The sequence below is a fragment of the Mesorhizobium sp. P2_F8 genome (assembly GCF_056403655.1).
Map to the genome: position 1 here is coordinate 38051 of NZ_JBFUFB010000020.1, position 20981 is coordinate 59031.

The 20981-nt window shown below is 59.2% G+C and carries 17 protein-coding genes; 1 reads left to right on the forward strand and 16 read right to left on the reverse strand.

What is annotated here, in order from left to right:
- Positions 1 to 14 precede the first annotated feature (14 nt).
- The 6 genes from AC1DZP_RS31570 to AC1DZP_RS31595 are packed head-to-tail and all read right to left on the reverse strand — an operon-like array spanning position 15 to position 7806.
- The gene (locus tag AC1DZP_RS31570; RefSeq protein ID WP_477307780.1) at positions 15 to 842 is read right to left on the reverse strand and encodes an ABC transporter permease; all 828 of its coding nucleotides are present in this window, start codon (positions 840 to 842) and stop codon (positions 15 to 17) included.
- Positions 843 to 844: 2 nt separating this feature from the next.
- On the reverse strand, positions 845 to 2056 hold the full coding sequence (locus tag AC1DZP_RS31575) for an ABC transporter permease (protein ID WP_477307782.1): 1212 nt from the start codon (positions 2054 to 2056) through the stop codon (positions 845 to 847).
- A 60-nt stretch (positions 2057 to 2116) separates the two neighbouring features.
- Positions 2117 to 3166, reverse strand: coding sequence for an ABC transporter substrate-binding protein (locus tag AC1DZP_RS31580; RefSeq protein ID WP_126070422.1), 1050 nt, complete (start codon positions 3164 to 3166; stop codon positions 2117 to 2119).
- Positions 3167 to 3209: 43 nt separating this feature from the next.
- On the reverse strand, positions 3210 to 4895 hold the full coding sequence (locus AC1DZP_RS31585; RefSeq protein ID WP_477307784.1) for a thiamine pyrophosphate-requiring protein: 1686 nt from the start codon (positions 4893 to 4895) through the stop codon (positions 3210 to 3212).
- Entirely contained in the window at positions 4892 to 6421 is a 1530-nt protein-coding gene (locus AC1DZP_RS31590; protein ID WP_477307785.1) for an aldehyde dehydrogenase family protein, read from the reverse strand. The genes AC1DZP_RS31585 and AC1DZP_RS31590 overlap by 4 nt, the downstream gene beginning before the upstream one ends.
- Entirely contained in the window at positions 6421 to 7806 is a 1386-nt protein-coding gene (locus AC1DZP_RS31595) for an aminotransferase class III-fold pyridoxal phosphate-dependent enzyme (RefSeq protein ID WP_126070425.1), read from the reverse strand. The genes AC1DZP_RS31590 and AC1DZP_RS31595 overlap by 1 nt, the downstream gene beginning before the upstream one ends.
- Positions 7807 to 8230: 424 nt before the next feature.
- Here AC1DZP_RS31595 and AC1DZP_RS31600 point away from each other — a divergent pair, with 424 nt between their 5' ends.
- On the forward strand, positions 8231 to 9022 hold the full coding sequence (locus tag AC1DZP_RS31600) for an SDR family NAD(P)-dependent oxidoreductase (protein WP_477307787.1): 792 nt from the start codon (positions 8231 to 8233) through the stop codon (positions 9020 to 9022).
- Positions 9023 to 9032: 10 nt separating this feature from the next.
- Here AC1DZP_RS31600 and AC1DZP_RS31605 read toward each other — a convergent pair whose 3' ends face one another.
- From AC1DZP_RS31605 to AC1DZP_RS31650, 10 genes are all read right to left on the reverse strand, one after another.
- Entirely contained in the window at positions 9033 to 9812 is a 780-nt protein-coding gene (locus AC1DZP_RS31605) for an IclR family transcriptional regulator (RefSeq protein WP_477307789.1), read from the reverse strand.
- Positions 9813 to 9990: 178 nt separating this feature from the next.
- Positions 9991 to 11010 carry a phosphotransferase enzyme family protein gene (locus AC1DZP_RS31610; protein WP_477307791.1) on the reverse strand — a complete coding sequence of 340 codons (1020 nt, stop codon included), beginning with the start codon at positions 11008 to 11010 and terminating at the stop codon, positions 9991 to 9993.
- Positions 11010 to 12296, reverse strand: a complete 1287-nt coding sequence (locus AC1DZP_RS31615; RefSeq protein ID WP_477307793.1) for an aminotransferase class III-fold pyridoxal phosphate-dependent enzyme — start codon at positions 12294 to 12296, stop codon at positions 11010 to 11012. Before AC1DZP_RS31615 ends, AC1DZP_RS31610 begins: the two co-directional genes overlap by 1 nt.
- A 4-nt stretch (positions 12297 to 12300) precedes the next feature.
- The gene (locus AC1DZP_RS31620) at positions 12301 to 13350 is read right to left on the reverse strand and encodes an NAD(P)-dependent oxidoreductase (RefSeq protein ID WP_477307795.1); all 1050 of its coding nucleotides are present in this window, start codon (positions 13348 to 13350) and stop codon (positions 12301 to 12303) included.
- A gap of 8 nt (positions 13351 to 13358) precedes the next feature.
- The gene (locus tag AC1DZP_RS31625) at positions 13359 to 15806 is read right to left on the reverse strand and encodes an FAD-dependent oxidoreductase (RefSeq protein WP_477307797.1); all 2448 of its coding nucleotides are present in this window, start codon (positions 15804 to 15806) and stop codon (positions 13359 to 13361) included.
- Between the two features lie 613 nt (positions 15807 to 16419).
- Positions 16420 to 17055, reverse strand: coding sequence for a maleylacetoacetate isomerase (gene maiA / locus AC1DZP_RS31630; RefSeq protein ID WP_477307799.1), 636 nt, complete (start codon positions 17053 to 17055; stop codon positions 16420 to 16422).
- On the reverse strand, positions 17052 to 17255 hold the full coding sequence (locus tag AC1DZP_RS31635; protein ID WP_477307801.1) for a DUF2783 domain-containing protein: 204 nt from the start codon (positions 17253 to 17255) through the stop codon (positions 17052 to 17054). The genes maiA and AC1DZP_RS31635 overlap by 4 nt, the downstream gene beginning before the upstream one ends.
- On the reverse strand, positions 17252 to 18871 hold the full coding sequence (locus AC1DZP_RS31640) for an FAD-dependent oxidoreductase (protein WP_477307819.1): 1620 nt from the start codon (positions 18869 to 18871) through the stop codon (positions 17252 to 17254). The genes AC1DZP_RS31635 and AC1DZP_RS31640 overlap by 4 nt, the downstream gene beginning before the upstream one ends.
- Positions 18872 to 18903: 32 nt before the next feature.
- Complete coding sequence (locus AC1DZP_RS31645; RefSeq protein WP_477307803.1) at positions 18904 to 19854, reverse strand: MBL fold metallo-hydrolase; 951 nt, start codon at positions 19852 to 19854, stop codon at positions 18904 to 18906.
- A gap of 59 nt (positions 19855 to 19913) precedes the next feature.
- Positions 19914 to 20930: a fumarylacetoacetate hydrolase family protein gene (locus AC1DZP_RS31650; RefSeq protein ID WP_477307805.1), complete on the reverse strand. Its 1017-nt coding sequence runs from the start codon at positions 20928 to 20930 to the stop codon at positions 19914 to 19916.
- Between the last annotated feature and the right edge of the window lie 51 nt (positions 20931 to 20981).

Sequence of the window (20981 nt, forward strand, 5' to 3'; positions counted from 1 at the left end):
TGGGATTGAAGTGATCAGGCGATCGTCGCCGCCAGACGCCGGCTGCGACGCTGCAGCATCAGGATCACAGCCATTAAAGCGACCGAAATCAGGATCATCAGCGAGGCAGCCGCCGTGATCGTAAGGCGAAAGCCGTCGACACTGGCGGTGAGCATCTGGCGCGGCAGGGTGCGCTGTTCGGGTCCGGCCATGAACAGCGCGATGACGACGTCATCGAACGAAGCGGAAAATGCAAACAGTGCGCCGCTGACCACGCCCGGAAGAATGAGTGGCAAGGTGATCCTGCGGAAGATGAGCAAGGGCGGCGCGCCGAGGCTGGCACCGGCACGCAGATAATCCGGATTGAATCCAGAAAGACTGGCCGAGACCGTCACGATGACGAAGGGCACCGCGATCGCCGTATGCGCCAGAATGAGTCCGATATAGGTGTTGTTGAGCAGGAACGGTGCCGACGCGTAGTAGACAGAAACGCCGGTGATGATGACGGGCACCATCATGGGCGAGATCAGCAGTCCGACCAGCAGGCTCTTGCCGCGGAACGTCGCTTTCCACAGGCCGAAGGCCGCTGGCGCGCCCAGAGCCATGGCAAGCGCCGTCGCACACGCGCCGACCAGCAATGAGTTGAAAAGAGAGCGGATCCAGAAGGGTGAGGTGAACAGATCCTGATACCAGCGCAAGCTCAACCCATCGAGGGGGAAGCGAAAGAAGCTGCCGGAGTTGAAGGACAGCGGCAGGAAAATCAGGATCGGGGCGACAAGAAATATGCAGGCGAGCGTGGCTACGACAGGAACTCCCCATCGGCAGGCAATCTGCAGTGGCGTGGCCCGGATGCCGTGTGCCATGGTCAGACCACCCCGACTGTTTTGCCGCCAGCAATCGAGCGATAGACACTGGACAGCAGCACGATTGCTACAAGGAGTATCAGCGAGAGAGCTGCAGCCAGCCCCCAATTGGAACTCTTCGTCACGTAAAAGGCGATGATCGGCGCGATCGTCTGGTCGTTCGGATTGCCGAGCAGCACCGGCGTAATATAGGCGCCGAGAGCCTGGATGAAGACGAGAAGGCAGCCGGACACCACGCCAGGCATAACCAGGGGCAGGTAGACGCGGCGAAACACCGTGAACGGCTTGGCACCCAGCGAGGATGCCGCCCTCAGATAGCCGTCGGGGAACGCTTTCATGACGCTGAAGATGGCAAGGACCATGAACGGCAGCAGAATGTGCGTCATTCCGACATAGACTGCCATACGGTTAAACATGAGGTCGAACGGCGCGCCACCTGCACCGAGCCCCGCAAGCACGGCGTTGACGATGCCCTCGCGTTGCAGGAGGACGGTCCAGGACAGGGTTCGCACGAGTATGGATGTCCACAGCGGCAGGAGAATAAAGATCATCAGAAATCCGGCCCGCCGTGGCGGTGAGCTGGCTATGAAATAGGCGAGCGGGAAGCCGACGATCAGGCACATGAGTGTCACCCAGGCGGCCATGACCACCGTACGGACAAGCATGCCGACGAAAAGCGCCTTGTCAGGCGCCACCTTGGCGATAGCGCCCTGATCGGTGCGCTTCAAGTCGAGCGCGGCAAGTAGGTTGGCGTCCGTCAGCGGACCGCCGGCGCGCTTGATTGCCGCCCACGTCGCGATCTGGCCCCATCGCGCGTCGATGGCGACGAAGTCCGGCCCCGTCAGCGTAGCGGGCTCGGCCGACACGGCGGTGACCGTCTTGAACAGAAGTGACCGGAAACCCGGCAGATCCGAATTGATGCGGACGGCAGCCTTGGCCAGTGTTTCCGGAGCGGTGGTTTTTAGGTCGTGCTGCAAGCCGGCGAATGCTGGGCTGTCCGGCAGCGAACTTCCGTCGAACTCGCCAAGAGCGGCAATCGTGCGCGGAAGTGCCTGCCGGGCCAGCGGATCCGAAACGCTCTGCCACAGCGTCGCCGCTATCGGCACGAAGAACGTGACGAGCAGGAAAAGGAACAGCGGCGCGACCAGGATAAGGGCCTGCGCGTTCCCGAGCCGCCTGAGAGGGGCCGCTATCTTTGCGAGGTTGGTAAACATGAAACCGAACATGCACACAGTATGGGCACCCTGTGGAGGCGCCCATACTGTGTCATTCTATCATTGGCCGATGAGGGTCGTCATGCGCTGGTTCAGCGCATCGTAATTGTCCAGCCAGAAGCTTGCATTGGACTGGATCGCCGTCTTGATGTTGTCAGGATTGGCCGACAACAACGGCAGCACTTCCGGCTTGACCAAGGGCAGAGCATCGGTGTTCGGAACCGAGATCCCCATCTTGGATGCCAGTTGCGCCTGTCTCTCCGCTTCGGTCGCGAAATTCAGGAAGCTATAGGCCGTATCGAGATTCTTCGCCCCCTTCGGGATCGCCCAGTAGTCGATGTGGCGGATCGAATTGTTGTTGACGACCTTGTTCTTAAGCCCTTCGCCGAGATTGGTGGCGTTGATACCGCTGTCGTAGGTGGCAATGAACACCGCCTCGCCGCTTGCCAGAAACTGCCGCGACTGTCCCGGATTGGTCCACCAGATGATGTTGGGCATCAGTTCCTTGACCTTGGCGAAGGCGCGATCTTGGCCTTCCGGCGTGGCGAGCGTCTTGTAGACGTCGGCCGGCGCAACTCCATCGGCAAGCAGCGCTGCCTCTAGCGTATCGCGTGGGTCGCGATAGAGAGATCTCTTGCCAGGCCATTTTTTGACGTTCCAGAAGTCGGCCCAATTTTGAGGTGCTTCTGAGGTCTTGGCGGGATCGTAGGCGATCGACATGTTGTAGAGTACCTCACCAAGGCCGCAATCGAGCTTGGCATCCGGGATCAGCTTGGCGGCTTCCTTGATCTTGCTGTAGTCGATTTTTTCGAAGAGCCCTTCCTGGCATCCCTGGATCACCTCGACATCTTCCGCGGCAACAACGTCCCACGTGTTGTTGCCCCCTTCGATGCGGGTGCGGATGACGCCGATGCCATAGTCACGGCTGTCTTCCACCAGCTTCACGCCAGTGGCCGCGAAGGGGCTGAAATAGAGCTCCCGGACCATGTCCTGAACGAGACCGCCGAAGTTGGCGACGGTGATCTGCTTTTCTTGAGCACTGACACTTAGGGCGGTGGCTGTGACCAGAGCGGCGCCGAGACACAGTGCCTTGATGTGAGATTTGAACATTTTCTTAGTCCTCCGTTTTGTTGAGTATTCCCCGGTTTTATGTTCAGGCAACCAACACGTTGAGGACGGCCTGACGTCCCTCCTGCTCTACGGCATACAGGGCACGGCGAAGCGCTGCCGGCAGGTCTTTCGCCTGCTCGACCCGCTCGCCGTAGCCGCCGGATGCTTCGACGATCTTTTCATATTCGGGACTTGGCTCGAGATACGTGAAGACCGCATTTCTGTTCAATCTGGTTTCGCTGTCCGGGTAGACGGACAGCGTGGCGCGCCGAACTGCTGCCCACATGCTGTTGTTCATTATGATGGTCAGCGTCGGCAATTGATTTGCCCGGGAAACGAAATGGGCAGGGGTCGGGTTGCCAAACATGTAGGCGCCGTCGCCAACCAGGCTGATGACGCGTCTTTCCGGCGCGGTCAGTTTTATTCCGAGAGCCGCGCCGAGTGCCCAGCCAAGACCGCCGGAGCTTGGCGCGCCAAAATAGCCCCCACCGCCATCGAGTGCGAGAAGCTCAGTCGGGAATGCCGTCTCGGCGAGAATGGTGTCGCCTTCCCCCGACACGTCGGCCAGGCAACGTGCCACTTGAGCATAGCTTGGCAGTTCGACGTCGGCTACGGCTCGTTCTCTCAGGGTCCTGAACGCAGTCCGCTTGGTATCGAGCCAGGCAATCCTTTCCTCGACCACATCTGCCTCGGCGTGGCTTGCGGCCTGGATCAAACGCATGGCTGTGGCGACATCGCCATCGATCGCCAGGTCGGCCTGAAATCCACGCACGGGATACCGCGAGAAGTTCGGATCGAAGGCCAGGTGGATCACGCGCGTCCTGGCACCAGGACTGTGATGCAGGGGAATCCACGGCACGTCGCAGGACGCAACGATGATCAGGTCGGCTTCCTCAACCAAGGGCCCGGGTTCGAAACCAACGAAGCTTGCACTATCAATATCAAGCGGCATGAAGCGCGGGCGGTGCGCCGCCACCGCAATCGAGTGGGCTCCGGCAAAGGCCGCCAATGCTTGGCGTTCGCGCGCCTCACGACCAAGCGCGCCGGTCACGATGAGTGGACGCCTCGCTTCAGCCAGCCATTTTGCAGCAATGTTGATGGCGTTCTCGTCAGGAGCGGGCGGCGCCACCTGTGGTGAAGTCCGTGCCGGTTCAACAGACACGGGTTCGCCAAAGGTCTCGCGCGGCAAGGTGAGATAGACCGGACCACGTGGATGGGCCGTGGCAATGCTTATCGCCCGGTCGACGACAAGGTCGGTTTGATCTGCCCGACGTAGCTCATAGTCCCATTTGACGACCTCGCGAACCATGGCGCCCTGGTCGAACATCTCCTGAGCCCAGTGGATGAAAGCGTTGCGCGATGCCAGGGAACCCGTTTCGGTGATCGGGTTGCGGCCGGCACAAAGGATGAGCGGCACCTGTTCGCGAGAGGCGTTGATGAGCCCGCAGATTGCGTTAGCCGTCCCGACATTGACGTGCACCATGACCGCTTGCGGATTGCCAGTGGCAAGATAGGCGCCGTGCGCCATGGCCACCGCAAGATTTTCGTGCGGCACGGTGATCGGTCGAGGAAGGGCGGATGGCTGGGGATGCGTCGCATAGGCCTCGATGATCGCGGCAAAATCCGTTCCTGCATTGCCGAACAGGTAGTCGACTCCACGCCGCTTCAATGCTTCGAGAAAGGCCGTGGCTGCAGTCGTCGCTTTCACCGGTTGCGTGGCGACGATCATACGACGGCTCCGACAGCGCGGGCAGAACGGCGAATGAGCGTCGCCTTGATATCCGTGAACTTGTCGAAGGCGTGCAGCGAGCGATCGCGACCGAAGCCGGACTCCTTGAAGCCACCGAACGGCATTTCGATGTTCACGCCTCCGGCGGCGTTGACGAAGACGCTGCCGGCATGCAGGCGCTCGCTGGCGTGGAGTGCCTTGTCTATGTCACGTGTCCAGACAGCGGCACCAAGGCCGTAGCGTGTGCCATTGGCGATCGCGATGGCTTCATCGAGCGACGTGAAAGACATTACGGCGAGCACCGGCCCGAACACTTCCTCCTGCGCCAGCTTCGAGGCGGGTTCGACACCGACGGCAATCGTCGGTCCAATAAAGCAGCCCTCGGAAGGCCGTTGCGCCTTGCGTCCATCAAGCATCAGGCTCACGCCCTCCTGTCCCTCGGCAACAGCGATTGCYCGGGTAATGCCATCGAGCTGCCGAGCGTTGACCACCGGGCCGAGATCATTGCCTAGATGAAGCGGGGATCCGGTCTTCAGCGTTGCGGCGATTTCCGTGATGCGCTTGACGAAGTCATCGTGAATGGCGGTATCAACCAGGAGGCGGGACGGTGCATTGCAGATTTGTCCCTGGTTGCGAAAGATAGCGCGAGCGGCGGTCTGGGCGGCCTCTTCCAGATCCGGTGCGTCGGCCAGCACGATGTTGGCGGTCTTGCCGCCACATTCGAGACTGACCCGCTTGAGATTGCTTTCGCCTGCGTAGCGTAGAATCCGTCCGCCCACCCGGCCCGACCCGGTGAAAGCGATCGCGTCGACGTCGGGATGGAGTGCAAGCGCGCGACCTGCTTTGTCGCCGCGCCCGGTCACTACATTGAAAACGCCGTCCGGTACCCCTGCTTCACTGGCAAGTTCGGCGAGCCGGATGATCGCCAGCGAGGCGTCTTCGGCTGGTTTCAGGACTACGGAATTGCCACTGGCCAGCGCCGGACCCAACTTCCAGGCTGCGATCATCAACGGGAAGTTCCATGGAACGATGACGCCGACGACTCCGAGCGCGATCTTGGCGACGAGCCCGGTCTCGCGATCCGAGATCGGCAGCATCTCATCGCTGAGCTTGTCGAGCGCCTCGGCATACCAGCGGATGGTGCCGGCAGCTTCGCCGGCATCCATATGGATGGCCATCCCGACCGGCATGCCCATGTCTCTGGATTGCAGAACACCCAGTTCGAATTGATGCTGGGCGATCAGATCGGCGAACCCCAGGAGGATTTTCTTGCGTTCGCGCCGACCGAGCCCGACCCAGCGCCGGCCCGCGAAGGCCCGCCGCGCCGACTCAACCGCGACATCGATATCGGCCGCGTCGCCTTCGGGAAAATCGGTAAGTCTCAGTCCGTCGATTGGCGAAATGCTGTCCATGCGCTGGCCGCTAATGGCCTCACAGGACTTTCCGTCCACGAATGACATGGCCGGCGAAAGGGACTTGGCGGCTTCCGCATTGATGCGTTGTTGAAAATCGGGGTTCGTGTTCATCAAGCGGCTTTCTGGACCCGCTCTACGGCGGCAACTGCCTGACCGATCGTCTCGACGATAGTCGTGACCTGCTCGGCGTTGATCGTCAGTGGCGGCGACAGGATAACCTTGCTGGCCATGACCCGAACGATGACGCCCTTGGTGAGGCAGGTCTCGGCAAAAACCCTCATCTCTGGATCAGCAGGCCCGAAAGACTTCTTGGTATCCTTGTCGCGCGCCAGTTCCACGCCCACCATCAACCCGCGGCCGCGCACATCACCGATGATCGTCGACTGCTCTGCAACGGCCTTGAGCCCGTCCATGAGCTCAACTCCCCGCGCGGCTGCGTTTTCAGAAAGCTTTTCACGCACCACGATGTCCAGCACCGCGGTCGCCGTCGCACAGGCCAGCGCGTGGCCAGAATAGGTATAGCCATGCATGATCGGTGCGGGATTGGCCGGGTTATCCCACGCCGCCGCGACTTTGGCGCTGACCATTGTTGCGCCCAGGGGAATGTAGCCTGCCGTGATGCCCTTGGCGAAACACATGATGTCGGGCTTTACGCCCCAGAGCCGACATCCGAACATCTCGCCGGTGCGACCGAAGCCGGTGACGATCTCGTCGGCGATCAAAAGCACACCATGACGATCGCAGATATCGCGCAGCAACGGCCAGTAGTTCTCTGGGGGGACAATTACGCCCCCGGCACCTTGGATCGGTTCGGCGATCACGGCCGCCACGGTATGGGCGCCCTGATAGACGATTTCACGCTCCAACTGCTCTGCACAGATCCGTCCCAGTTCCTGCGGGTCGGTCGTCCACTGGTTGCGGTACAGGAATGGACTGTCGACCTGAAAGAAACCAGGCATCAGCGGCTCGAAAGCCTGCCGGAACGGCGGATTGCCGCCGGCCGACAATCCGCCGAAATGGACGCCGTGATAGCCGTATTTCAACGAGAAGAACTTCGTGCGTTCCGGCTGCCCGGTCAGCTTATGATATTGGCGCGCGAGCTTGAGCGCGGTCTCGACTGCGTCCGAGCCGCCGGATGAAAATAACACCTTGGCCATTTGCTCGGCCGCGAGCATTTCACTCAGACGCGTCGACAGTTCGATCTGCGGCGGGTTCGAGGTCTTGCCGAAGGTTGTGTAGTAGGCGATGCGGTCGAGTTGCTCGACGATTGCGTGTTTCACTTCCTCACGCCCATGGCCGATGTTGACGTTCCAGAGACCGCCGACCGCATCGAGATAGGACCGTCCGTCGATATCCTCGACGAACACGCCCTTGCCCTTGCTGATGATTAACGGCGCCGACCTGGCCGTCTCCTGAGGCGAAATCATCGGATGCAGAATGTGCCGCGCGTTGTTGGCCTTGATGAAGGCAGCATAGTTTTTGAAATCCGGGCTCATCGCATTCTGTCTCGTTTCAAATAAATCAACACCGGTGTCGATATCGATACGCTATGGTCAAAAGCAGTTCGTGTCAACAAAGCTGGCGGGGGATCGAGCCCACTTTGTCGGGCGCGTTGCCACGGGCTCGGCTTAGGGGCTGCGCTGTTATCTGGCGAAATCCCAAACCGTCATGCGAACGGCGTTCGTGCCGGCTGAACGCCTGAAGTTTTCCCTAAACAATTGCATGATTTACATTCTGCGCGCGAGACGTCATTGATAATAAGTCAACGCTGTATCAACAGGAGTTCACACCATCACCGGCGTAGTGCGCCAACGCATCGGCGGCCGCGAGCATTCTCTCGCGAAATCAACGCCAGGAGTGCCGCACCAGCAAAGCTGGTTCGGGTGGTTCGAGCGACAGAACTAAAATCGGAGGAACTCTTTGGGATATCTCAATCCACCGCCACTTGAGACTTGCTACACGCGACTGCAAGACAAGGTCATTTTCATAACGGGCGCTTCGAGCGGCATTGGCGCAGCAGCGGCTGAGCTCTTCGCTCGGGAAGGCGCCAAAGTCGTAGCAGCGGCCCGACGTACCGAACGTGTTGAAGACGCTATGTCCAAATTGCGTGCCGAGGGGTTGCAGGCTGCCGCGGTCGCCTGTGACGTATGTAATGAAGTGTCCGTGGAGAACGCCGTTCGCTTCGCATCAGAACGTTTCGGTCGTCTGGATGGCGCTTTCAACTGTGCAGGAGTGAGCGGCGCGCGGATGCCAATTCACACGGCACAAGTGAAGGAATTCGATCGGGTCATGCAAACCAACCTGCGTGGCGTGTTCCTTTGCTTGAAACACGAGGCCGCAACTATGCTTCAATCGGGAGGTGGGTCGATCGTCAATGCCTCGTCCATTGCTGGCATGATCAGCGCCGCTGGCAACAGCATCTACGCTACCAGCAAGTGGGGCTTGACCGCGCTAACGCGTTGCGCCGCGCTTGACTATGCCCGTGATGGAATTCGCGTCAACGCCATCGCACCTGGCCCGACGCGGTCGGAAATGTTCGATGCTTGGAAGCCATCTGAAGAGGATCGCGAGCAACTCGCAGAGGCATTCCCGATGAATTATGTCGCGCACCCTCAGGACATGGCTCGCGCAGCGCTATTCCTGTTGTCGGATGAATCGCGCTGGACGACGGGCGCTATTTTACCTTGCGAAGGCGGTAGAAGCGCTGTCTAGAAAGCCTTAACTAGGACGTCTGCGCCGCGTTCGCCGCCAACACCTCCATTCCGACTGGAATTTTACGACCAATTCTCCGGGCCGTTTCGGTTAACACTGATCGGTGTTTAAGCAGTTCCACTGTCGAGAGCCGGCTGGCCGGCGCAACTATGCTAAGCGTGGCAATCAGGGAACCATCCCCATCGCGAATAGGAACCGCAATTCCCCGCACGCCTTTCTGGTAACTTTGGTCGGCAACTGACAGCTGCTCTTGCCGTACCTTGGCCAGCTTCTCCGAAAAATCGTTGATGTCTGGCGCGGGAAATGCCGGATATGCGCGGGCTGCCTCCTCGACCACGCTCGCCGAATCTTGCGCCGACATCTCCGCGAGACTGATGAGCCCTGTAGCCGTGACGTGGACCGGTGATCGCTCACCCAAAGTGAAACGAACAGTCAGCGGGTGTGACGCTTCGTTATAGTGTACGCAAACCATATCGCGGCCATCTCGTACATGTAGGCCAACGCTTTCACCAACCTCTTCGCGAAGGCTGCGCATCTCGCCTGCGGCGAGCTCAACAAAGCCAAGCGCCTGAAGACGCGAAGCCGCCAAATCCAAAATCGCCAACCCTAGGCGGTACCTCTTGGTCGCCAAATTCTGCTCAATAATGCCTTCTTCGCACAGCGATCGCAGGAGTCGATGTATTGTTGCCTTGTCGAGCACCAGCCGGCGGGCGAGTTCGCTGACCCCGAGTTCGGGATGCTGAACACTAAATTCTCGAAGCAATCGGATCGTAAGCTTTGCCGTTTTCATAGCGCCCTGACTTAAATGCTCCTCGTGACTAGTCCCCTCGCAACCTCTCGGTCAAGTAGCTGCAATGGTGCGATGGGACCAGGAGCGCGCGGTTGGAAAGAGCAGGCTTTGAAAAAGGCACGGTGCGGACGGAGCCGCACAAACCAATATGACCGCGATGCGAACCAACCTGTCGTTTCTATTCATGATCCAAATACCAAGTTGCCGTTTCGGCCGCTTTCTTTGACATTCTGACTCCGGTCTCACGCGCCGCATCGCTGTCGGCTCGACTTTGCATCCACCCTATCATTGCAAAAGCGCGTAAGGCGGTGAACAATGGCAGTGCCTTGATGTCACGCGCTGTCAACGTCCTTTCGGAGGCATACCCCTCCAGCAATGCGCATTCGATGACGTCATAGAGCGGATCCTCTCGATTCTGATAGAGACTCACCGCAACGTCGTACATACGCCATCCGAAGCCGCAATCATCGAAATCGATGACTTGGGCCGAGTGGTCCTCGCTCATCAAAATATTTTCGCGCACAAGGTCTGCATGTATCAATCCGAAAGTCCTGGCGCTTTTCTCGAAACCCACTAAAGCACCCATCGCCTTTTCCCGAGATTTCGATACGAGGTCACGCAAGGCATGATCGAGCAGACGCGAGTTGGTAAAAGGCCCCCACAATGGATTTTCGGAGAAGAAAGCTCCGAAGTCCCATGCGTGCCTTTCAAAATCACAGGGAAGAGGCCACGCCTCAGTCAGATTGTGCATCCGCGCGATCGTGCGTCCCAAGGCTGAGAAAGAACGCTTCGCTTCGTCACCTGACATGTTTAGCGGGACGCCACTCTGGCCAAGCGGCCGCCCCTCCACCCAGGACATGCAGTCAACTTGCCGCGACTGAGAGGAAGCCTCCGTCCGAGCATGCACGAACAACTCACCCGACAAAGCTGCAATCGGCCGGGGCGTCGGGATGCCACTGGCTTGCAGGTAGTTCATCCACTGCAACTCCGATCGCAACGCGGCGTCGGAATGGTAGCCAAACCGGTGGATACGCAATGCCGCAGGCAGGCCACTTGGCATGACGACACGAAAAACGACGTTCTCCCGGTATTTGAGCAATACTGGATCGCAGTCTTCGACCCCCCAGGCTATCAGCGCCTGACGAGCCAGATTCTTCATCGCGACGGCTTCATCGGCGTTGTTCTGATGCCCGGTCATCAGAGCGCCTCGCAGGCAAGGTCGGCAAGAACCTCATCAAGGATACCAACGAGGAATGTCGCATTCTCAATGCCAAAAGGCATTGGTGGTCTTATTTTTAGAACGTTGCCGTGAATGCCGGTCTTGCCTATCAGAACGCCACGTTCGCGCATTTCATCGACGACGGCGGTCGCCAAGTCAGGCGCTGGGTCGCGGATAGCGCGGTTACGGACCAACTCCAGCCCGAAAAACAGCCCCGTACCTCGGATATCGCCGACGCACTTATGACTCTCGGTCAAGGGGCGCATCAGTGCCAGCGACGCTTCACCTACTCGCTGTGCGTTGTCGATGAGGTTCTCGCCCTCTAGCACGTCCAGCACCGCGTTGGCTGCCGCACACGACACTGGATTGCCGCCGAAAGTGTTGAAGTAGCGGAAGGCCTCGCGAAACGATGCCAAAATCGCTTCTGATGTCGCAACGCCAGCAACGGGGTGGCCATTACCCATCGGCTTGCCCATGGTTACGATATCAGGCAGGAAGCCGACGCGCTGGTGGCCCCAGAAATGCGTGCCTGTGCGACCAAATCCAGGTTGCACCTCGTCGGCGATCACCAGTCCACCAGCCAAGCGCACGGCTTCGATGGCGCCATCGAAGAAGCCGTTGACCAAACTTGGAAATCCCTCATTGGCCAGCATCGGACACACGATCAAGGCCGACATGCCTATTCCGGCGGCCTGCAGCGAGGCGATAGCTTCGCGGACGTCGGCAGCGAACCGCTCACCTTCCTGCCCATCCCCTGGCCTAAGGCTATCCGGTGCCGGTACGAGCCGAATATGTTGAGCATGGCCGCCGATCGGCGGCATGCGCGTGCTTAGCTGTGAGACCGCGGCGGTGTTTCCATGATACGTCGCGTCCGTAGCGATAACGCCCAGGCGCCCGGTAACAGCTTGCGCCATTCGTAGCGCGATATCATTCGCCTCGCTGCCGGTACACGCAAGAACCGCAGTCGAAATCGGCGGAGCGAACGTCGCTGTCAAACGTTCGACATAGTCGAGAATGGTCGTGTGCAGATAGCGAGTGTGGGTGTTGAGCAGCGACGCCTGTCGATGCATCGCCTCTACGACATGCGGATGACAATGGCCGACATGGGCCACATTGTTATAAGCGTCAAGATAGCGCCTGCCGTCCGAGTCGAAAAGCCAAACACCCTCCCCACGCACGAGGTGGATCGGATTGGCGTAAAAGAGCTGAGACTTGGCCCCCAAAAGTTTGGCGCGCCGCGCCACCAGATCGGATTGCTGGGCCATGTTCTTATCTGTCAACGATTGTATGAAGTTTGGGCGCTGCCGAGCCGAAGCGCCCTTGCCAATTGGCAGCGACTTCTTGATTGTACAAATGGCGCGGAGGGTTACCGGCCAGCAATTCGTGCAGATTGTCGATCAAGGACTCCGTAAGTGCGCGCATCAGTTCAACGGTGTGACCCGCATTATGCGGCGTGAGGATTGCGTTGGCACAATGACGCAGCCGGCTTTCGGCTGGCAGGGGTTCGATTGCGAAGACGTCAACTGCCGCCCCGCCGAGGCGACCTGCCTGTAGCGCGTCTGCCAGCGCATCTTCGTCGATCAACGCGCCTCGTGACGTGTTGACGATCACGGCGCCTGGTTTCATCAGAGCAAGTTCATCTCTCCCAATCAAGCTACGACTGGCACCGGTCAACGTCATGTGGAGCGATACGACATCGCTCTCACGAAGGAGATTTGTTAGAGGCACTGCGGTCGCGTCCAGGTCTGCATCCGTCACTGCGGGGTCGGCGACAAGGATTCTCACCTGCCACGGCGCCAAAAGCTCAGCCACCGCTCGACCGATGCGGCCAAATCCGACCAGCCCTACTGTCTTTCCTCGTAGCATACGGCCAAGCACCAACGGCTCGCGCCAACTTCCATTCATCAACACCGTTTGCTTTTCTGCAACACGGTGCATCAAGCTCGCAATGAGCATCACCGTTGCTTCCGCCATGCTGTAGACACTCTCAGCCGGTGCTCCATGGCCGACCGCTATACCGGCGAGCGTTGCAGCCTTGACGTCGAGTGGATCGACGCCGATCGTCGGAAAAACAATGCTTCTTAACCTCCCTGCCTTCTTCATCAAGGCGACCGGGAAACGACCCCGCGGCGTCAGCACCAGAATGTCGACGCGGGTAGTGAGGTCTCCCCACTCTTCCGGTGGCAATCGTGGTGAAACCACTTCGTGGCCGGCGGATTTCACCATCGCTCGAGCATGATCGAGTGCATCGCGCAGAATCGCGCTCTCCGGGACTGCGACCACAAATCGCGACGGTTCTATCTTGCTCGAACGTGGCATCTGGGGGTTCACATACGTGTCCGTTCGCCAGTCGGATCGTAGAATGGAGCCAATTGAGCCACGGCAGGAAACTTCGCACCTGCCACCTCGATCTCGAAGCTTCCCTGTTTCAGCCAATCAGCAGAAGCACCGCCGGGGGCGAATACGTAACCCATGCCGAGCGATCGGTCGATGCGAAAGCCCCAGCCACCGGAGGTGATGTTGCCCACCCGATCGCCGTTGCGCCAGATGATCTCGTTGCCGATCAGGATCGGTGCGTCGTTGCCTTCCAAGGCGAACTGAACGAGCCGAGATTCTGGGGGGCGTCCCCGCTGCGCCTCGACCCTTTCCCGGCCGATAAAGTCGCCCACCTTGTGCCAGCCCACCGCGAAGCCGAGACCGGCCTCAACCGGTGTTTCGTCGGCAGTGATGTCCAAGCCCATCAGGCGATATCCGCGCTCCAGGCGACACGCCGCTACCGCATAGAGTCCAGCATAGCGCAATCCGAAGCCGGCACCTGCTCCAACGATCAGGTCGTGGAGATAGCCACACATCTCGGTAGGCACCAGGATTTCATATCCGAGTTCACCTACAAAGGTCACGCGAGAAGCGCGAACTGTTACATGTCCCAGGTTGATTTCGTCGGAATACCCAAAATTGAGGGCATCGTTCGAAAGGTCAGAATCGCTCAGACTCTGTAGCAACTGCCGGCTCTTGGGGCCCATTATAGCCAAGAGACCAAAAGAACTTGTGACATCCTGAACGACAGTCGCCGCGCCTTTCGGCAAATTGGCATCCAACCACGCGAGATCGATCCTCTGATCGGCGAAACCAGAAATGACCAGGAAGCGATCCTCGGCCAATCTTGTGACCGTGAGATCCGCCTCGAACCCACCCTTCTCGTTCAACCAAGCTGTGTAAACCACTTTTCCGACCGGTGCGTCGATTTCGTTTGCGCAGAGCCTGTTGAGATCGCGGAGTGCATCCGGACCGGAGATGACGAATTTGGCATAGGCCGATTGGTCAATCAGCGCGACATTGTCGCGGACAGCCAGGCTTTCTTCGCGCGCAAACGGATACCAATCCTGCCGCCCCAATCTGTATCGGAACTCGCTGGAATCCTTGGGTGCGTACCAAAGCGGGATTTCCCAGCCGACGCGCTCACCAAAGCGCGCACCAGCCGCTTTCAGTTCATGGTGCAATGGCATCCGACGCACATCGCGAGCGCTCTTCATTTGCTTGCCGGGCCAAGGCATGTTTGACCAGATGCCAATCGACTCGGTCACTCGTTCGGCCATAAAGTGGCGATTGGCTTGGAATGGCATTGTGCGGGTAAGGGCGAACGCATGCATATCGACCGGGCTGTTGCCTGAGGCAACCCATTCCGCCACGACCTTGCCCATGCCGCCTGATGACATAATGCCGCTGGAATTGAAGCCAGCTGATACAAATAATCCGCCGACCTCGGGGGCCGGCCCTATGAGATAGCGGCCGTCTGCGGTAAAACTCTCCGGCCCGACGAAAAGGGTCTGCACACCAGCGCTTTCTAGACGCGGCACGCGCTTTGTTGCCATGGCAAGTTCGTTTTCGTAGTGCTCGTAGTTCCCCGGCAGACTATCGAACTCGAATTCCTCTGGAATGCCGTGCGTGGCCCATGCCTTGCCACGCTCCTCGAAAATACCGACAAGCAGCTTGCCTGCGTCCTCCTTGTAGTAAGATCGTTCTTCCGAAATCACCAGAATGGGTGTTTTTGAGTCGAGCTGGGCGATCGGTTCCGTAACCATATAGAAGTGTTCGGCCGCGTGAAGCGGCACAGCCACGCCGACCTTGCGCGCCAGTTCCCTAGTCCACATGCCGCAGGCCAGAACAACCGTGTTCGCCTCGATCTGCCCGTCATCAGTCTCGACGCCGACGATCCTATCGCCGCGTTTGAGGAGTCCAGTGACATTTGTATCCTCGAAGATGCTGACGCCACCTTGGCGAGCGCCCTTGGCCAGGGCCATGGTATAGTCCACAGGATTGACCTGACCATTTTCGGGAATATGAAGCGCCCCTAGGATGCCATCAATGTTCAGAAGCGGCCACGCCTCTTGAAGTTCTTCTGGCGTCACCATGGGGGCCAGAACGCCAATATATTGGGCATAGGAAGAGGAGCGCCTCAGGAGTTCCAGCCGATTTTCGTCGAGGGCGATCATAAAGCCGCCATTCTGCTTGAATCCTGTGGATTGCTCGGTTTCTTCTTCGAGGCGGCGCAGAAGATCTATCGAATATTTCGCTAAATCAGCCATTGATCTCGATGGCCTCAGTCGACCGACAATGCCGGCCGCGTGCCAAGTCGTTCCGGATGTCAGTTTCTTGCGCTCCAGCAAGACGACGTCACGTTTTCCGAACTTCGGCAGATGGTAGGCAATCGAGGTTCCAACGATTCCACCCCCGACAATTACGACGTCGGCGCGTGCGGGAATTTGCTTGGACACTGACTTTCTCCCTCAAAAAGCGGCTTCCAAGCCGATCTGGATAAGCTCGAACAAGATGGAAAAGTGATCGCCTTCAGGCATCAGCCCTCCGCGTTTGTCTTGCCGCCTATCGGTCCATACGCGACGCTTGTTCGATACGATCGTGAATCGTTGATTATATCGCAACGCCGTTTCATTACTATTTCCGGCGCAAACGCGACTGTCAATGCCCGTCCAGCAGTGAAGGAGCCGATTGAAGGCTGGACCGTCGTGCAAAGCCGTTGACCCAGAGCGCCTCTGCACGGCCTCGGTTATCAGGCTCGTCAGCCTGCGGCCGGCGGTGACGTCCGATAGAACTCGGCGCAAGCGAAGTCAGACCAGCAATGCGATGTCAGTTCGGTGTTTACGCGAAGAATTGCAAAGGGCAGGATTGCCGACGCCGAAGCCGGCGAAGCAGGCCAAATCGGACGCACCGGTCCGGAGAAGTTTTTGGTGAGGCTCAGTTCTGGCCCTGTGACAGCGCGCCCGCGACCGACGCGGCACCGGCCTTCATGGGAAGGCTATCGGGCTGCTTTTTATGTCGTGAGCTGGCGTTCAAGTGGTCGCCCTAGGTGCACGGGGCGAACTTTCGCAATCATGTCTTTGCCGCTTCCGGATGGGCCGCGCGAAAGGCTGGCAGTTCCGCACAAGTGGAATCGATGGCCCTCATGCGGGGCATGTCCTTGAGATCGACACCCCATCGCTCAGCATTGTAGACCTGCGGCACAAGGCAGAAATCTGCCATAGTCGGGCTGTCTCCATGACAGAATCTGCCAGTTGACGGATGCGTGAGCAGGGTTTCAAACGCGCGAAGCCCCTCGCCGATAAACTTACGCATCCAAGCAGTGCGGACTGCGTCGCCGCCTCCAGTGAGTTCCACGACATGGGCGCAGACGCCCATGTTACACACAGGATGAATATCCATGGCGATCGCGTGGGAGAGAGCCCTAACGCGCTGGCGGCCCGGCGCATCTTTCGGCAGCAACGTGGCCTCGCGGGTTTCGCAGAGATATTCGATGATCGACAGCGACTGGGTCAGCATCACGCCGTCGATGTCGAGCACGGGTACGAGACCTTGCGGATTGCGTGCCAGATGGTCCCGCGATTTATGGGTCTTGTCCAGGAGGTTTACGGTGACTGCTCGATAAGCGAGGCCGATGCTGTTAAGCGCGATGCGCACACGGTAGCTCGCAGACGAGCGCCAGTAGTCGTAGAGAACGATGTCGCTCACGTCGGTTTGCCGCAGTGTAACGCAGTTTTGAGCGCTTCACTCAGCACCATTCGGTCACCGATATGGTTGGCGAGCAGCAGAATAAGACGGGCATTCAAAGCATCGCTTTCAGCCTTGCTCAACCCCTCATGAGCGTCGAGCAGTTCCGCATAGAAATCGTCGGGTCGAGCTATGTTGGGCATGGTTGTCAGTGCCGTCATCGCAATCTCCCGATGGCTTTCAGCAACGCACTCCGAACCGCTGTCTCGTCGAATGCGTGCCAGCGGGCAGCGACGTGCTGATCTGGACGAAGCAGGTAAACGGCGCTCGTGGCGGTCCCGAGCCAACGTGCGCGAAAAGCCTCGGTGTCGCCGCCGGTCGCGGCCACGACGACGCGTTCGATCGGAATGCCGTCGATGTCCAGCATCTCGGGCGCTCCGGCATTGATGGTAAGAAGCTGGAAGCCGCCACCAAGGCGGTCGAGTAGCCAGCCTCCGCCCACAGGCGCATCCACAGCCGGCGAACCTGGTCGGGTTTGCATCGGCAAACCGTCACAATCGGGCCCGTTCAGCGGAGAGCCGTCATAGGTCGATGGAACCGAAAGGCGGCCTGAGTTGACCATGGGGCGCGTGGCTGGAAGGTGCTCTGAAAGATCGAGCACGGCGTCGCGGAAGAGGCGGCTGGTCTCGGACTTCGGCGTGATGAAGTCTGTCGAGCGCGACGAATTGAGGATATTTTCATCCGCTGCCTGCACCCGCTCGGCGTCATAGCTGTCCAGCAGGCTCGCAGGCGCTTTGCCGTCGATCACCAGCTTGAGCTTCCAGGCAAGATTGTCAGTGTCTTGCAGGCCCGAATTGGCGCCGCGAGCGCCGAAGGGCGAGACCTGATGCGCGCTGTCGCCGGCAAAGATCACAGGACCATGGCGGAATTTCTCCATGCGCCGGCATTGGAACGTATAGATCGAGACCCAGTCGAGTTCGAACTGCGCGTGCTCGCCGAGAAAAGCCTTTAACCGCGGGACCACCTTTGCCGGCGTCGATTCCGCTTGCTTGTCGATGTTCCAGCCAAGCTGCAGGTCGACCCGCCAGACATTGTCAGGCTGCTTGTGCAAAAGCGCGGACTGGCCGCGGTTGAAGGGCGGATCAAACCAGAAGCGGCGCTCAACCGGAAAAGCAGGACTGTCTTCCATAACGATGTCGGCGATCAGGAAGTTGTCCTCGAAGATCCTGCCGATGAAATCGAGGCCGAGTGCCTTGCGCACGGGGGAACCTGCGCCATCGCAGGCGATCAACCAGTCGGCGATCAGATCATACGGGCCATCCGGCGTATCGACGGAGACACGGACACCGTTTCCGGTATCATTGACGCCTGTCACGCGATTCTTGCCGCGCAGCTCGATCGGTCGCCCTTCCGCCTCCAGCGTGCAGGCACGGTCAACCAGATACTGCTCGAGGTAGTATTGTTGGAGATTGATGAAAGCCGGCTGTTTGTGACCACCTTCGGGTAACAGGTTGAATTCGAAGACCTGTCGTTCGTCGAAATACACCTTGCCTACGCTCCACTGCACACCCTTCTCCACCATCGGAGCCGCACAGCCGAGCCGATCCAGGATTTCCAGCGAGCGCTTGGCAAAGCAGATGGCGCGCGAACCGAAGCTCACCTTGTCATTGTCGTCGAGTACAACGACGGCAATGCCCTGACTGGCCAGGTCGATCGCCAAAGCAAGGCCCACAGGCCCCGCCCCGACGATGGCGACAGGGCGGCGCACGGGTCTCTCGGCGTCCTGGTCAGACGATCGCCGGTAGGTATAGAGCGGTGTTTCGAAGATCTTGGTGATGTGTGCCTCCCAATCGAACCTTTCGACAGCATTTATCGCTGCAGGGCGTCCCACATCTGGCGGTCGCGTTCGGCGGTCCAGATCCGTGGAGTGTCGATGCCGAGCGCTTCGTCGTAGGCGCGTGCGACGTTGAATGGCAGGCAGTGTTCGTAGATCGCGTAGGCGGCAAATTTCGGGTCGCACTCGGCTCGGCAGGCGTCCCACGCTTCCTTCAGCGTGCCGCCGCCCTGGGCAACGCGGGCGATCGGTCGATAGGTCGAGCGCACGAAGTCGACAGTGTTGTCCAGAGCCTTTTTCACCAGCTCCTTACTGGTCAGCGCGTCGCCGCGCCCCGGCGCGATCGCGTCGACGTCAAATGCACGGATCGCCTCGATCGTTGCCGGCCAGTCGCTGAAGTGACCATCGCCGCAGTAGCAAGCAGAGTGATATTCGATGATGTCACCGGTGAACATGACGTTCTGGTCGGGGACATAGGCTACGATGTCACCCGCGGTGTGAGCGCGACCAAGATGCATCAGGTCGACCCGGCGCTGGCCCATATAGACCGTCATGCGTTCCTTGAAGGTCATGGTTGGCCAGGTCAGGCCCGGAATGCTTTCGTGTCCCTGGAATAGGCGCGGGAAGCGCTGGAACTCCGAATCCCAATCTTCCTTGCCGCGCTCGGCGACCATGCCGCGCGCCTTTTCCGACATGAATATCTGCTCCGCATTGTAGGCGGAGGCACCGAGAACCCGGACAGCATGATAGTGCGAGAGCACGACATATTTGATCGGCTTGTCGGTGACGCGGCGGATATTCTCGACAACCTTGCCGGCGAGCCGTGGGGTGGCCTGCGCATCGACGATCATCACGGCGTCGTCGCCGATAATCACACCGGTGTTCGGATCGCCCTCGGCCGTAAACGCCCAGAGGTCCTTACCGACTTCGGTGAAGGAAATCTTCTTTTCCGCAAGGTCGCCCTGCGAAGCAAATGCTTTTGCCATAGTCAAAATTCCTTGTTTTTGCTCGTAGAGAGCTGGTGGAGGAAGGCGGTAACCTCGCCTCAGGTTTGAACTCGTTTCTGAACGCTCTGCTCGATCGCACCGAAGATCGACTGTCCTGCCATGTCCTTCATCTCGATACGCACCGTGTCGCCAAACTTCATGAAGGGGGTTTTCGGGGCGCCACTCTGAATAGTCTCGATAGTGCGGATCTCTGCGATGCAGGAATACCCCATGCCGCCCTCGGACACAGGCTTGCCGGGGCCGCCGTCCAGCTTGTTGGACACGGTCCCCGAGCCGATGATCGTTCCTGCGGCGAGCGGCCGGGTCTTGGCGGCATGGGCGATCAGTTGAGGAAAGTCGAAGGTCATGTCGATGCCCGCGTTGGCTTTGCCGAACGGTTCGCCATTCAAGGCAACAAGCAAGGGGAGGTGTAGTTTCCCATCCCTCCAGGCGCTCCCGAGTTCATCGAGCGTCACGGCTACTGGCGAGAAAGCGGACGAGGGTTTTGAGTGGAAAAAGCCGAAGCCCTTGGCCAACTCCGCGGGAATGAGACCACGCAAAGAGACGTCATTGACCAGCATTACAAGGCGGATGGCTTCACCGGCCTGATCGACGGACACGCCCATTGGGACGTCATCCACAATCACGGCCACCTCACCTTCCATGTCGATCCCGTAAGCTTCGTCGGCCATGACGATGGGATCGCGAGGGCCAAGAAAGCTGTCAGAGCCACCCTGATACATCAGAGGATCGCTCCAGAAGCTCTCCGGCATCTCGGCGTTGCGGGCCTTTCGCACCAACTCGACGTGATTGACGTAAGCCGAGCCGTCAGCCCATTGGTAAGCACGCGGAAGTGGCGAGCAGACGTCACCTTCATAAAACGGCGTAGAGGGTTGCGAACCTGCCTCGAGGCCTTCGGCGATCTCTCGAAGTCGGGGAGCAGCATTTCGCCAGTCATCGAGGGCTGCCTGAACAGTGCGCGCGATATGACCGACCTCGCAACAGCGGCTTAGATCCCTTGAGACGACGACAAGCCTTCCGTCCCTGGTTGTGTCTTTGATCGTTGCGAGTTTCATTCCGCCAAACCGTCCTTCTTCACCACGTGGCATCAGGATTCATGAATTGAT

Coding starts and splice junctions, on each gene's coding strand:
- AC1DZP_RS31570 (WP_477307780.1), bottom strand. CDS start 842: ATGGCACACGGCATCCGGGCCACGCCACTGCAGATTGCCTGCCGATGG.
- AC1DZP_RS31575 (WP_477307782.1), bottom strand. CDS start 2,056: ATGTTTACCAACCTCGCAAAGATAGCGGCCCCTCTCAGGCGGCTCGGG.
- AC1DZP_RS31580 (WP_126070422.1), bottom strand. CDS start 3,166: ATGTTCAAATCTCACATCAAGGCACTGTGTCTCGGCGCCGCTCTGGTC.
- AC1DZP_RS31585 (WP_477307784.1), bottom strand. CDS start 4,895: ATGATCGTCGCCACGCAACCGGTGAAAGCGACGACTGCAGCCACGGCC.
- AC1DZP_RS31595 (WP_126070425.1), bottom strand. CDS start 7,806: ATGAGCCCGGATTTCAAAAACTATGCTGCCTTCATCAAGGCCAACAAC.
- AC1DZP_RS31605 (WP_477307789.1), bottom strand. CDS start 9,812: ATGAAAACGGCAAAGCTTACGATCCGATTGCTTCGAGAATTTAGTGTT.
- AC1DZP_RS31610 (WP_477307791.1), bottom strand. CDS start 11,010: ATGACCGGGCATCAGAACAACGCCGATGAAGCCGTCGCGATGAAGAAT.
- AC1DZP_RS31615 (WP_477307793.1), bottom strand. CDS start 12,296: ATGGCCCAGCAATCCGATCTGGTGGCGCGGCGCGCCAAACTTTTGGGG.
- AC1DZP_RS31620 (WP_477307795.1), bottom strand. CDS start 13,350: ATGCCACGTTCGAGCAAGATAGAACCGTCGCGATTTGTGGTCGCAGTC.
- AC1DZP_RS31635 (WP_477307801.1), bottom strand. CDS start 17,255: ATGACGGCACTGACAACCATGCCCAACATAGCTCGACCCGACGATTTC.
- AC1DZP_RS31645 (WP_477307803.1), bottom strand. CDS start 19,854: ATGGCAAAAGCATTTGCTTCGCAGGGCGACCTTGCGGAAAAGAAGATT.
- AC1DZP_RS31650 (WP_477307805.1), bottom strand. CDS start 20,930: ATGAAACTCGCAACGATCAAAGACACAACCAGGGACGGAAGGCTTGTC.